The sequence below is a fragment of the Lonsdalea populi genome, assembly GCF_015999465.1.
Taxonomy (GTDB): domain Bacteria; phylum Pseudomonadota; class Gammaproteobacteria; order Enterobacterales; family Enterobacteriaceae; genus Lonsdalea; species Lonsdalea populi.
The window spans coordinates 2,338,661-2,352,227 of sequence record NZ_CP065534.1 but is presented as its reverse complement, the minus strand read 5'-3'; the positions used below and the strand labels follow the sequence as shown (position 1 = coordinate 2,352,227).

The 13,567-nt window shown below is 50.4% G+C and carries 10 protein-coding genes, 1 tRNA gene and 1 pseudogene; 6 read left to right on the top strand and 6 right to left on the bottom strand.

The window, feature by feature from the left end:
* Positions 1-20 precede the first annotated feature (20 nt).
* From I6N93_RS10310 to I6N93_RS10295, 4 genes are read left to right on the top strand one after another with little or no spacing between them, the layout of a single operon-like run.
* Complete coding sequence (locus tag I6N93_RS10310) at positions 21-986, top strand: HNH endonuclease (RefSeq protein WP_085684923.1); 966 nt, start codon at positions 21-23, stop codon at positions 984-986.
* 1 nt (position 987) lies between these two features.
* Positions 988-1,512, top strand: a complete 525-nt coding sequence (locus I6N93_RS10305; protein ID WP_085684921.1) for an SMI1/KNR4 family protein — start codon at positions 988-990, stop codon at positions 1,510-1,512.
* A gap of 46 nt (positions 1,513-1,558) precedes the next feature.
* Entirely contained in the window at positions 1,559-2,323 is a 765-nt protein-coding gene (locus I6N93_RS10300; protein ID WP_085684919.1) for a cell division cycle protein 123 family protein, read from the top strand.
* An 8-nt stretch (positions 2,324-2,331) separates the two neighbouring features.
* Positions 2,332-2,631, top strand: coding sequence for a PAAR domain-containing protein (locus tag I6N93_RS10295; protein WP_085684917.1), 300 nt, complete (start codon positions 2,332-2,334; stop codon positions 2,629-2,631).
* 270 nt (positions 2,632-2,901) lie between these two features.
* On the opposite strand, the gene I6N93_RS10290 is transcribed toward I6N93_RS10295, so the two are convergent.
* From I6N93_RS10290 to fdhF, 6 genes and pseudogenes are all read right to left on the bottom strand, one after another.
* Complete coding sequence (locus I6N93_RS10290; protein ID WP_176222512.1) at positions 2,902-3,135, bottom strand: IS3 family transposase; 234 nt, start codon at positions 3,133-3,135, stop codon at positions 2,902-2,904.
* 122 nt (positions 3,136-3,257) lie between these two features.
* Positions 3,258-3,708 (bottom strand): annotated as a pseudogene (locus I6N93_RS17245) (transposase); the annotation flags it as partial.
* 239 nt (positions 3,709-3,947) lie between these two features.
* Positions 3,948-5,201 carry a tyrosine-type recombinase/integrase gene (locus I6N93_RS10280; RefSeq protein ID WP_085684915.1) on the bottom strand — a complete coding sequence of 418 codons (1,254 nt, stop codon included), beginning with the start codon at positions 5,199-5,201 and terminating at the stop codon, positions 3,948-3,950.
* 165 nt (positions 5,202-5,366) lie between these two features.
* Positions 5,367-5,442, bottom strand: a tRNA-Asn gene (locus I6N93_RS10275).
* A 189-nt stretch (positions 5,443-5,631) separates the two neighbouring features.
* Positions 5,632-6,933, bottom strand: a complete 1,302-nt coding sequence (locus I6N93_RS10270) for a dicarboxylate/amino acid:cation symporter (RefSeq protein WP_085684913.1) — start codon at positions 6,931-6,933, stop codon at positions 5,632-5,634.
* Positions 6,934-7,668: 735 nt separating this feature from the next.
* Positions 7,669-9,819 carry a formate dehydrogenase subunit alpha gene (fdhF, locus tag I6N93_RS10265; protein ID WP_085684912.1) on the bottom strand — a complete coding sequence of 717 codons (2,151 nt, stop codon included), beginning with the start codon at positions 9,817-9,819 and terminating at the stop codon, positions 7,669-7,671.
* Between the two features lie 799 nt (positions 9,820-10,618).
* On the opposite strand from fdhF, the gene cbl reads away from it, so the two are divergent.
* Together cbl and gltP are read left to right on the top strand one after the other, a co-directional pair.
* Complete coding sequence (gene cbl, locus I6N93_RS10255) at positions 10,619-11,575, top strand: HTH-type transcriptional regulator Cbl (protein WP_085684910.1); 957 nt, start codon at positions 10,619-10,621, stop codon at positions 11,573-11,575.
* A gap of 645 nt (positions 11,576-12,220) precedes the next feature.
* Complete coding sequence (gene gltP / locus I6N93_RS10250; RefSeq protein ID WP_085684906.1) at positions 12,221-13,531, top strand: glutamate/aspartate:proton symporter GltP; 1,311 nt, start codon at positions 12,221-12,223, stop codon at positions 13,529-13,531.
* Positions 13,532-13,567 lie beyond the last annotated feature (36 nt).

Below are 13,567 nucleotides of genomic sequence, written 5' to 3'. Positions count from 1 at the left end.
GAGACGACAGGGAGAATAATATGGCGAATATCAGAGCAAGGAGTGAGAGTCCTGAAATTGAAGCTGATCGCAAGAAAGTGCTTGAAATGGAGTCTCAATACAGTGAGCTTATTATTGATGGTGGCTTGGCAGCCGCTGGAGCCGCACCGCCACCGTTTGGTACGGCGGCAGATGTGGCGTCATTGGGGCGTTCGCTTTTCAAAGGCGATTGGAGTGGCGCCGCACTGGATGTATTGGGACTTATCCCGATAGCGGGTGATGCTGCGAAAGCAGGGAAAATAGCGGCAAAAGTTGAAAAAGTGACGGAAGCCTTATCTAAGGCCAAAGCTGCGCTGAATACGAAAGTATTTGCAGCAACGCGTAAAAATGCAAAAAAATACTGGAACGAATTGATAGCCAGGAGAAAAAAGGAAAAATTGGACAACGAGCTTGGAAAGTGCAAAACAGAAGAATGCAAAAAGCTGGCTCGTGAAAAATTTGAAAACGACAAATCTATGGATCCTGGCCGTCTTCCATCGTCAGAAAAAGGAACCTGGGTAGATAAAGATGGAAAACCTTGTCCGCCGGGTACGGGAATATATAAGCCCGATCCTGAAAAGAACAAAAGTCTTTATGAAGTGGTTCAGAAGCATGGGAAAGAGGGGATCCCTTTCAAGGACGGGCATCCAGATTTTTCAGGTTTTCCGCCATTGAAAGATGGAAAAACCATAGGAGATGCAGGTAAGCCGTACCAAGTTGAAATTGACATGAAGGGTAATGGAAGCGATTTTAGTTCAGCAAGAAAAGCCTTCTCAGAAAAATATGGAGAAAAACTACCTAAAGACCAGGAAAGGCTGGGTACATGGCACCATGAACCTGATGGAGTTACAATGAGTTTGGTTGATAAGAATATTCACACCGCTTATAAAAATAGTGAAACAGGCAGTGTAAATAGTGGAACACCGCATGTGGGTGGTGATTCGATGTGGCGTAGTGAGGATTTTTAGTATGAAAATACAGAAAGAAGACTTGGCTAAATGGGAAACGGACTACTCTGATTTGGTTCTTGATGCTACAACGTTCGATAAAATTATTAGAGGCGCAGAGGAAAAGCTGCAAATTCATTTTCCAGATGAATACAAGGATTATATTCGACTGGTCGGCAATCAGGCATGCGGTCCAATAGATGAGTTGGATCATTTTTTAGTAAGATATAATGAAAGAACCAGAAAGGCACTAATGGTTATTTTATTCCCAATGGAACAGGTGATCAGTTCCACTAATCTTTTAAAAGAATCGATATACGATAATCGTTCTTTATTGCCTGTTGGCCTTATCGCTATTGGCTCAGATTATGATGATGATGGAGACGCTTATATTATTTATGATGTAAGAGCTAACTCTCCTACTTATAGGCATGTATTTCATTGGCGATATTATATCGATAATCTGATAGTGGGTGAGGGACTGGGGTTGTTGGGTCGCTCACTAAAAGAGTTCCTTCATACTCCTGCTGTAGAAGAAGAACTATAGTTTTTGGTATATTAAATTCCTTTATGGATGTCAAGGCCGATTGTATATGTACTCTGAGTATAAGAAGGCATTTATTGAAAGCTGGCCGAAAAAACTGTTGGCTTTATCATTCCAGAGTGAGGGGATCGAACTTCATGAACGAGATATTATTGCGATTGGAACCAACACTGATGAATTCATGAATAGCAGAGGATTGGTGGAAAAAACACGTTTTTCTTCGCAATTACATGAGGATATCAAATATGCTTTGTCAGTGTTAAATAAGCCTGCTTTTGTGCGATTTGGGGGAGTAAGCTACCATGATGCTTCCCTTTATAGATTGGATACGGTTGATGGAGTAGTAAAACAATTGTCGGTATCTAGTCGCCGCGTCGCATCCTATCTTTGGGATTGTCTGCAATCGTCAACACCTGTTTGGTTGTTCCTGAGGGAATGGCGCGATATTCCGCGCTGGGGTGAGTTCAGATGTTTCATTCGGGATGCTAAAGTCATTGGTATTTCTCAATATCATTGTCTGGAATACTTTCCATTTCTAAAAGAAAAGGAAAATGAAATACGCCTTCAACTGATTATGTTTTTGCAAAAACTCTTGCCTGTATTGCATCTCGATTCCGTCGTTGCAGACGTTGCCATTGATTATCTGGATGGGAAATTTACTACGACACTGATTGAGCTTAATCCGTTTATTCAGCGGACAGATGCTTGTCTTTTTTCCTGGGTAAATGGTGGCGACTTTAATGGTCGTATTCGTGTCAATCAAAGCATTGACGATGCGCAAGCAGAAAGACGGAAGAGACCTTATTTATTATAGGAGGTTGTATGGGGAAGCCTGTGGCAATACTGGGGCATATGCATATTTGCCCTAAAGTTGAACCGGGTCCGGTGCCGCATGTCGGCGGTCCAATTATCAATGCCGGACAATCGATTGTCACTATCAATGGTGTTCCTGTCGCCGTAGTGGGCGGAAAAGCGCTGTGTACGGGTGTAGGGATGCCGGATGGTCTGGTTTCGGGTTCATCCATCTTCACCATAGAAGGCAAACCGGTGGTCAGGATGGGGGACGGTTGCGCTCACGGCGGCAAAGTCGTACAAGGGTGGCCAACGGTGACATCTGATTGAATGTTTTCAATTTATCCTGGAATAAATAAAAATCTAAAAGAAGAGTGATAAGGTGTCTGCTGCTATGTTATGCACTGAGAGCATAAGCGCGATATGTAATGATGTGATGGACGTCCCTTCCTAAAGTACCAGTGCCATACTTTTAGAATGGTACTTACTCCGGGAGCATCACATGAACACGATCAGAGTTGTTGGTATCGATATCGCTAAATCCGTTTTTCAGGTCTGCGTATGGATGACTGTAACGATCAAATAAAACCGGACACTGATTTAGGCACATTGTTGTAATCGGCGTTCATATTCATCCGGCGATATATTTCCCAGCCTGTAATGCCGACGCTTTAGATTATAAAAATTGTCGATATAATCGATAACGTCTGCAATGCCCTGACTTCGGGTTTCATAGCGACGGTAGTTAACTCTCTCTGCTTTCAGACTGCGGAAGAACCTCTCCGTAATGGCATTATCCAGACAGTTACCCTTGCGGCTCATACTGCCCGTCACATCAAGTTCCTGTTGGCAGAACTGGAACTGTGTACTGGTATACTGCGCACATTGATCGCTATAGAACACGACCGGACCTGCTGGCCGTCGTTTATTGACCGCCAGCCTCAAGGCCCGGATAGGCGCTGTTGCCACTGTTTGAGTTCGGGAGTGACCTTGTCTGTCACGGCGCTGATAGTGGCGTTGGAGACGCTGAAAGCATACAGGTCTTCGATTTCTCGGCTGATGTCGGCCGTAACTTATACCGAGGGCGAACAGACGGATAATCTTCTGCTCAATCTCGTCCGACAGGGTGGTCTGATGCTTTTTGACGAGTTGAGGCTCGAAAGTGCCGATGCGGTCACGCAGCGTGGCCAGTTCAAAAGAGCCGGCAGTGGCTTTGGCGGTTTTCTTGCCGGAGCCATTTTTCCGACTAGCTTCAACATCCTGAGCCAGATGGGAGTCGAGTTCAGCGGCCAGCGCCGCTTCGGTTAACTGTTTGATTAACGGCGTTAAGATGCCGTCTTTCCCGGTCAGAGCCTGACCAGACTGGAGCGCTTTCAGCGCTTTGTCGAAATCGAAAGGTTGGGATATGTATCATTCTTTTTATGAATATATTACTGGAATGACACAGAACTTCTAACACTCTCGAATTTGGTTCTGGCGCAGATTTTTCATTATCATCATGATGATAGGTTTCTTTTCAAAAATTTCCTTTATTGATAGGAAACTGCCTAAAGATATAAAACCAACACTTATCAGAGGTAGAAAAAGCAGATCATGAGTTGTCTGGATCTGCTTTCGTTTTATCCGTTGATTATTTCATCGCGGGTTTAGGCGACCCATTTACCCCAAATATAAGGCGGATGGTAAGTTTCCCGGCAAGCATCAAGATAATCCGCCCACCACTGCATCATCTTGATCCTCTCTTCCAGATATTCAGCCTTGTGAATATAGGCAGCACGAACGCTGTTTCTTTCCTGATGGCTCATTTGTTTTTCAATCGCTTCTTTCGTCCACAATCCCGACTCACTCAGCGCAGCACATGCCATCGCCCGGAAGCCGTGGCCGCAGACGTCTTTTTTGGTGTCGTAGCCCATCACGCGCAGCGCCTTGTTAACGGTGTTGTCGCTCATGCATTTATCCTGATCGTATTCGCCGGGAAAAATAAACGCCAGATGACCGGAAAGCGGTTCAATTTGCCTTAAGATCGCGATGGCCTGTTCAGATAAAGGAACGATGTGCTGTGTTTTCATTTTTGTGCCACGGTAAGAAAAACGCACGTTTTCGATCGGTTCCCGCGTTTCCGGGATTATCCATAATTTCTGCTGCCAGTCGATTTCACACCAGCGGGCAAAGCGCAGTTCGCTGGAGCGGACGAAAAAAAGCAGCGACAGCTTAAGGGCATATTGGGTCAGTAACCTGCCGGAGTAACTATCCGTCCGGGATAACAATTCAGGCAGCTTCTCAAGCGGCAGGGCAGGGTAATGATTGGTTTCCGGCGGCGTAAACTCACCGTCCAGATCCAGCGCCGGGTTCGACTTGATTAACTGCTTTTTCACCGCATAGCGCATGATCTCCGTTACGTAGTTTTTTAGCCGTGCGGTGATTTCCAGAAAGCCTTTGCTCTCGACCTTGCGTAACGTGAATAACAGATCCGCCGTCGTGATCTGATCGATAAGGCTGTCTCCGATATCCGGGAAAACATACATTTCCAGCCTGCGCTGGATGGTTTTTGCGTAATGCGCAGACCAGCGCCTGTGATCGACGTGCCAGTTCATGGCTATTTGGCGAAATGTCAGCCCGTTTTTCTTTTTCTGCTGCGCGATCTTCTTATCAGCGGCAGGATCGGACCCTTCACGCACTTTAGCGCGTGCGGCATCGCGTAGCTGACGCGCCTTAAACAGGGAAACATCCGGGTAGGGACCAAAGGCCAGCTTTTTCTCTCTGCCATAGATGCGGTACTTCATGTACCAGAGTTTTGAGCCGTTGGGTTTGATCAGCAGGTACAGTCCTGAACTGTCTGCCAGTTTGAAGGATTTATCGGCGGGTTTGATCTTGCGGATAGTGGTATCGGTTAATGCCATAGCGGGGGGCTCCATTTTCTCAACGAACCGTGAGGCCCCCGATTAAGCCCCCACAAACTATGGATGTCAAGAAACCCGGCGGTCCTTCTCAGGACAGCCGGGTAAAGATAAATTCTTGTTTTTTAAACGCTTCAGGACTTATAGGGAAGTCATGAAACTAAAATCTGGCTCCTCTGACTGGACTCGAACCAGTGACATACGGATTAACAGTCCGCCGTTCTACCGACTGAACTACAGAGGAATCGTGTGAACGGGGCGCATGATAACGAGGGGCCGCAGGCATGTCAAAGGCGGAAACCCTGAATCAGGTTTGTTTGCTGACAGAATGCGCAAAGTGACGGTTTTTTAGAAACGGTTGCATAGAAAATCAGCATTGGAGGTAAAAAAACAGCGGCTCAGTCGCCGCTGTTTGATATGGCTGGGTGGATACTCAGGCGTGTTGTTGCCCGGCTTGGGTTGCCTGAGGGGCGGAGGCTTCTGCTTCTGCATCCTCCTCGTCGTCGTGAACATTTTTTTCCAGACTGGAAACCACCGCGGTGGAAATGCTGTTGCCGACGACGTTGGTCGCGGTACGGCCCATATCCAGGAACTGGTCGATGCCCAGAATAAGCAGGATACCGGCTTCCGGCAGGCTGAACATAGGCAGCGTTGCGGCAACGACCACGACAGAGGCACGGGCGACGCCGGCCATGCCTTTGCTGGTGATCATCAGCGTCAGCAGGATCAGAATTTGCTGGGTCAGGCTCAGGTCAATGTTGTATGCCTGCGCGATAAATAGGATGGCGAAAGACTGATACATCATGGAGCCATCAAGGTTGAAGGAGTAACCCAGCGGCAGCACAAAGCTGGTGATTTTCTTCGGCACGCCGAATTTGGTCAGCGCTTCCATGGTTTTCGGATAGGCGGACTCGCTGCTGGCGGTGGCGAAGGCCAGTATGGTCGGTTCGCGGATCAATTTGCCCAGTACGACGATACGCTTACCCAGGAAGGCATAGCCCACCAGGAACAGTACGCCCCATAGCAGCGCCAGACCGATATAAAACTCGCCGATCAGCTTGCCGAAGTCATACAGCAGGCCCAGACCCTGTGTCGTAATAGCGGAGGCGATAGCGGCGAAGACGGCAATCGGGGCTAGTCCCATCACGTAATCCGTGACACGGAACATCACTTTGGCCAGCTCGTCGATTAAGGACTGGATTGTGGTGGCATGCTTGTTATGTTGCTTCACATAAGCCAACGCAGAGCCGAAAAACAGCGAGAAGACCAGAATTTGCAGAATTTCATTGTTCGCCATCGCTTCCACAATGCTTTTCGGGAAGATGTGGCTGATAAAGCTTTTCAACGTGAACCCGTCGGTGCTTAACCCGGTAGAAACGTGCGAGGTGGTCGCAGCCAGATTCATACCTGCGCCGGGCTGGAAGAGGTTGGCCAGCGCCATACCTATGATCAGCGACAGAATAGAAGCGGTGACGAACCAGATCATGGCTTTCAGACCCACTCGGCCCACGGCAGCAGAGTCGCCCATACTGGCAAGACCAGAGACCAGCGTGGCGAAGACCAGCGGTGCGATAATCATCTTGATAAGGCGCAGGAAAATATCGGTAACCAGATTGAAATAGGAAGCGATTTCTTTGGCACGAGCACTATCCAGGTACTCATGACAGGCCCATCCGACGATGATCCCGATGACGATAGCGACCACTATCTGTAAAAGTAACTTCTGCCTTTGCATACGAACCTCATGTTGATGAATGTGTATAGACAACACCGTGTTATTGCAGTGTGGCGTTTCATGCGTATTTCCTCACACTCAGCCGACACCCTGACTTGTTATTGGGCGTATTGTGTTTGCCTTATTGAATAACAGCGAGTCAAGGGTTTTACCGTTTTTTCCCGCCAGGGGAAATACAAATGTCGCTAAAAAAAGTGAAAAATGAGCTTTTTTTGATACTTACGCGTAATAGAAGTACCGCGTCTTGTGTGTTTTTAAATTTTATCTAATTGTTTTTGTTAAATTTAATGGGTGTAATTATCTGGGGGTTATTCTCTTGGATTAGGTATTTGGTTTACTTATGGTTGTGGTTAAATTAGCAGCGGATTGAATTGCCGGTGTGATTTATTAAATCGATTAACGCGGCGATATGACGTCAGAACTATTATTTAGATAACGCGCTTGGACGTCACAATATTGGTGGAAATATCCGTCAACTATTATTGATATCGTTACGGCGATGAAAGGAAAAATTAAATTCCCATCAGGTATGTAATTGCTATGTTATTTGTTGGTATTGCCGTCGTTAAATATCATGCCAATATTTTTCATCTCTGTGATGTGCGTCTATTGACAAAACCACAAGAGAAATAAAAACAGCATTCGCCTGTCCGGTCCATGACGTCGGGCTTATTGAAAGGGGATGGCAGCTTGGGTAAACGCGCCCATGAGCAGGGCGCGTTAGTTCGGTGATGTTCAGTGTGTCACTTCAGCCGTGTCGCGCAGATGCGCTTTCAGCTTGCTGTATTCCTTCTGCACATACTCTTCCGCCCAGCGTTGGTCCGCGATCGGTTCCAGCCTCACTGCACAGTGCTTGTATTCCGGCGTTTTGGCGATAGGGTCTACCTCGTCGAGCGTCAGTTCGTTGCAGGCGCCGATCCACCACTGGTAGGTCATATAAACGGCACCTTTATTGATGCGCTCGCTGACTGCGGCCCGGCTGATAACTTTGCCGCGCCGCGACGCCACCCAGCTCAGTTGCTGATCCTGTAACCCCAGTGCGGCCGCGTCGACCGGATTGATTTGCACGTAGCCCGGTTCATCCGCCAGCGTTTGCAAGGCGGTGCAGTTACCGGTCATGGAACGGCAGGAATAGTGGCCGACTTCGCGCACCGTACAGAGGATCAGCGGATATTGGCTGTCGGTTTGCTCCATCGGCGGATGCCACTCGGTGGCGAACAGCAGACCCTTGCCGTTAGGGCGGTCGAATTGGCTGCCGGCGTAGAGCCACGGCGTTCCGGGACTGTCTGGCGTCTCACAGGGCCACGGAATACAGGCCAGACCGGCCATTTTTTCGTAGGTGGCGCCAGTATAGAGCGGACACAGCTCGCGCATTTCGTCCCAGATTTCCTGCGTATTGCGGTAGTGCATCGGATAGCCCATGGCGGTCGCCATCAGACTGATGATTTCCCAGTCGGGTTTCACGTTACCCTGAGGATCTACCGCTTTATAAAAGCGCTGGAAGCTGCGATCGGCAGAGGAGTAAACGCCCTCGTGCTCTCCCCATGAGGTCGCCGGAAAAATAACGTCGGCGACGGATGCCGTCTTGGTCATGAAAATATCCTGAACGATCAGCAATTCCAGCTCATCGAATGTTTGGCGCACCAGCGACAGGTCCGGCTCGGTTTGCAGCGGATCTTCGCCCATCAGGTAGTTGGCTTTAATTTTCCCGGCTTTTATTTTGTGCGGCACGTCGGTCAGCGTAAATCCTTTATGCGCTGGCAGGGACGGCACGTCCCAGGCTTGGGCGAACTTGGCGCGGATATCCGGATCGGTGACGTCCTGATAGCCGGGGAACAGGTTGGGCAGCGCGCCCATGTCGCAAGCGCCCTGCACGTTGTTTTGTCCGCGCACCGGGCCAACGCCGACGTTGGGGCGGCCCAGATTACCGGTCAGCAGCGCCAGTCCGGACAGCCCCTTAACCACGTCCACCCCCTGCGTCCACTGCGTCACGCCCATGCCCCAGAGAATAGTGGCGGAAGGGGCGGCGGCATACATGCGGATCGCCTCGCGGATCAGCGAGGGTTCCAGCCCGGTGATCTCGGCGACGTACTCGGGCGTGTATTTCTCGACGATGGCGCGATATTCATCGAAGCCCTCGGTATGGTGTTCTACAAACGCCTTGTCGTAGAGGCCTTCATTAATCAGCACGTTGGCGAAAGCGTTAACCAGCGCCATATTGGAGCCGTTTTTTAACGGTAGCCACAAGTCGGCGATGCGGGCGGTTTCAATGTGGCGCGGATCGCAGACGATGATCTTGGCGCCGCGCGCGCGCGCCTTGAGGATGCGGCGGGCGACAATAGGGTGTGAATCGGCGGCGTTATAGCCGAAGACCAGTACGCACTCGGTATGCTCGATTTCGCAAATCGAGTTGCTCATTGCGCCATTGCCAAGCGTCACGTCGAGGCCGGAAACCGAAGGGCCGTGGCATACTCGGGCGCAGCAGTCGACGTTATTGGTGCCGGTGACCGCCCGGGCGAACTTCTGCATCACGTAGTTGGTTTCGTTACCGGGGCCGCGGGAAGAGCCAGTGTGCATGATGGCGTCGGGACCGTATTTCTCGCGAATCGCTAACAGTCGCGAGCTGGCGAACGCAATGGCTTCATCCCACGAGACCACTTCGAACTGCGCGCCTTTATGCCGGCGGATCATCGGGGTTTTCAACCGCGGCGTGAGCAGCTTGGTATCGTTCAGGAAGTCCCAGCCGTAGTAGCCTTTGAGGCACAGCTCGCCTTCGTTGGTCACACCCTGTGCGCCTTCCGCGCCGACGACTTTATTGTTCTCAACCAGCAGATTGATTTTGCAGCCTGACCCGCAGTATGGGCAGACGGTGATCACTTTCTTCATGTGGGTATCTCCTTCGGCGCTCCCGCTGGAGAGCGCTCCGAATTGCGTATCGGCGGCGTTGCTTGTCGTGAGCCGCGTACCTTGTCCTGCTTTGAAGCTTAGCCTGCTTTTTGCCGATTTTGCTGAGGCTGAACGCTTTCTAAGCCGGGTTTGTTACGCGGAGGGCTCGTGGCGGCGCAGTCCGGATACGGTGTCCTGGCGTCTGATGATGACCGATGCGGACGAGGGATTTAATGATCGCCGTCATAGCGGCGTGAGGTCAGGTGAACATGGTGCAGTAACAGATGGTGTGTCGGCGTTGGCTCGCGGCGTTATTCAGGGGGAAGAAGCGTGCTTGCCCCGTGGTTTTCCCTAGTACAGAAAGAAGCGGGGGAGGCCGTTAGTAAATAACGTCGGCGCTGACGACGGACTGCGGCTTGATGCGCATGGCGCTAGTGACGCCCTAGACCAAACAGGCGATACCCGTGGCAGGGCGATCAGTCCAAAAGCCAGATAGCATCCGCTAGACTACGACGCCGTCGGATAGTCTGAGATGAGAAACGTCCCGAAAAAGAGGAATCCCGACAGCAATCCGGCGGATAGCGCAAAAAAATTCCTTTTATCACCGTCTCGATCCTGATGAATGACATCACGACGCTGCCTGCAGCGGGCCGTCAGTCGCGGCCTGTAGGGCGGATATACGAATATTGCGGTGTTCTATGTCTTTAAAAGTTATATGTAGAAAATTTTATTTATTTGTACGGAATAACATTACTTCGTATGAATAGTGCTAACAGGTAGCACAAAGGTGGGGCGAAGTGTGAACTTTCAACAACTGAGAATCATTCGGGAATCTGCACGATGCAACTATAACCTGACCGAGGTGGCGAACACGCTCTATACCTCGCAGTCGGGGGTAAGCCGTCATATTCGTGAGCTGGAAGATGAGCTGGGCATCGAAATTTTCATCCGGCGCGGCAAGCGTCTGTTGGGGATGACGGAGCCAGGGAAAGCACTGCTGGTGATGGCCGAACGTATCCTGAACGATGCCAACCATATCCGCAGGCTAGCCAATGTATTCAGCGATAACGATGCTGGCACATTGGTGATCGCCACCACGCACACCCAGGCGCGGTATAGTTTGCCTTCGGTGATCCAGTCGTTTCGGGCGCAATATCCGCAGGTACAGCTGGTGCTGCATCAGGGGACGCCGGAAGAGATTGTGGCGATGCTGGACGCGGGCGAAGCGGACATCGGCATTGCGTCTGAACAGCTCATGAATGCGACGTCGTTGACCGCTTTTCCTTACTACCGCTGGCACCACTCCATTCTGGTGCCGTCCGGACATCCGCTGGCGGACGGCAGTCCCATCACGTTGGAGAAACTCAATACGGTGCCGCTGATCACCTATCGTCAGGGCATCACCGGCCGCTCGCGCATCGATCGGGCGTTTCTCGCTGCGGGACTTTCTCCCCATATCTCCATCAGCGCGCAGGACTCCGACGTCATTAAAACCTATGTCGAATTAGGGTTAGGCGTGGGGATTTTAGCGGACAGATCTTACGATCCCGTGCGCGATGCAGGGTTGGTGCGCCTTGAAGCGGAACACTTGTTCGAAGCCAATACGGTCTGGCTGGGACTCAAGCGCGGTCAGTTGCAGCGCAATTATACCTGGCACTTTATCCAACTCTGCAACCCGGAACTGACGCCAGAAGAGATAAAGCAGCGAGTCTTCTCTGAAAGCGATAACGAAAACGTCATTGATTACCAGATCTGACGCCTGTCGGACGGCGCTGGCGAACAAGATCTTTGCTTGCCAGCGCCGTGTGAACTTCAACCTTATCGTCATTAGCTTTCTTGCCGCTATTTTCTGAAAGCATCGGTACGACTGATAACCTCACCGGTTGATTAGCGATTTTTACCTCGGCGTAATACGCAAAAAAATTGATTTCTCCTTTTTAGCTCTCGTTTCCTGCCCATTCTTCAACTTTTTTGCAGCGTGGATGAGCGCTCTTATATTCTTAATAACGCTAAAAAATGGCATTGATATTCCTGATTTTTCTGTAGCCAAAGCAGGAGAAATCGCATTCCTTAACAGCATAATGACGAAAATGCTTATCTATGATTGGCTTGATCTCGCCTACCTGGGATAGTAGCATCCCCGCTTTAACAACAACTTAGACAAGATGCATTGTTGATAAAAACAGCGGTTTTGTTTTTAGATACAGATGGTTGTTCGGTTTATGCGAATAACTGTTTGCATAATAAATAGACAGCCCGCCTCATTCGGCCGCTGCAATAATAAAACCCACCTCATCTTTGTAACCTCCCCCTCGTCTGACATATTCAGTATCCGCGATGGCGTGAGGCGCCGGTAGAACCGTTGCCTGCGAGGATCGGAGCACAGGAAATGGAAAGTGATATGAAAAAAAGAAAAATTAGCCTGGCGTGGCAAATTCTCATCGCCCTGGTTATTGGTATTGCCCTTGGGGCCTTTTTGCATGAACATCCGACCGAAAAACAGTGGCTGATCGTCAATGTTCTCAGCCCGGCCGGAGATATCTTCATTCGGTTGATCAAAATGATCGTGGTACCGATTGTGATTACCACGCTGGTGGTCGGCATTGCCGGAGTGGGCGACGCCAAGAAGCTGGGCCGTATCGGTTTGAAAACCATTCTCTACTTTGAAGTGGTGACGACGGTGGCGATCATCCTCGGCATTACGCTGGCGAATGTTTTCCAGCCGGGCCACGGCATCGATATGTCGACATTGACCAGCGTCGATATTTCACAATATGAGAAAACCACCGAGCAGGTACAGAGCGGTGCGCATAGCCTGGTTGGGACGATTCTATCGCTCATTCCGCCTAACATTTTCGACGCCATGGCGAAAGGGGACATGCTGCCGCTGATCTTTTTCTCCGTGCTGTTCGGTCTGGGCCTGTCTTCGTTGCCGCGCGAACAGCGTGATCCGCTGCTGAACGTTTTCCGCAGCGCATCGGAAACGATGTTTAAAGTGACCCATATGATCATGCGCTATGCGCCAGTTGGGGTCTTCGCGCTGATTGCCGTGACCGTCGCCAACTTCGGTTTCGCTTCGCTCTGGCCGCTGGCAAAACTGGTCGTAATGGTTTATGCGGCGATCGTTTTCTTTGCATTGGTGGTGTTAGGACTGGTGGCGCGCGTTTGCGGACTGCGGGTCAGCATGCTCATCCGTATCCTGAAAGACGAGCTGATTCTGGCGTACTCTACGGCAAGCTCGGAAACGGTTCTGCCACGTATTATTGAAAAGATGGAAGCTTATGGTGCGCCAAAGGCCATCACCAGCTTTGTGGTGCCGACGGGCTATTCCTTCAATCTGGATGGTTCCACGCTCTACCAGAGCATTGCGGCTATCTTTATCGCGCAGCTGTATGGCATCGACCTGACCATTGGTCAGGAAGTGGTGCTGGTACTGACGTTAATGCTGACCTCCAAAGGGATCGCCGGTGTCCCGGGCGTATCCTTCGTGGTCCTTTTGGCGACGCTCGGCAGCGTGGGTATCCCGCTAGAAGGTCTGGCCTTCATTGCTGGCGTCGATCGTATTCTAGATATGGCGCGTACCGCGTTAAACGTGGTGGGGAATGCCCTTGCCGTGCTGGTCATCGCCAAGTGGGAAGGACAGTTCGACGAGAAAAAAGCGCGTTCATACGAAAGTCAGATCCGCGGCCTGAGTGCGAAGGCCACCAACTGATATTTCTTTTTGTCATAGCGGGACTGAGCCGAAATC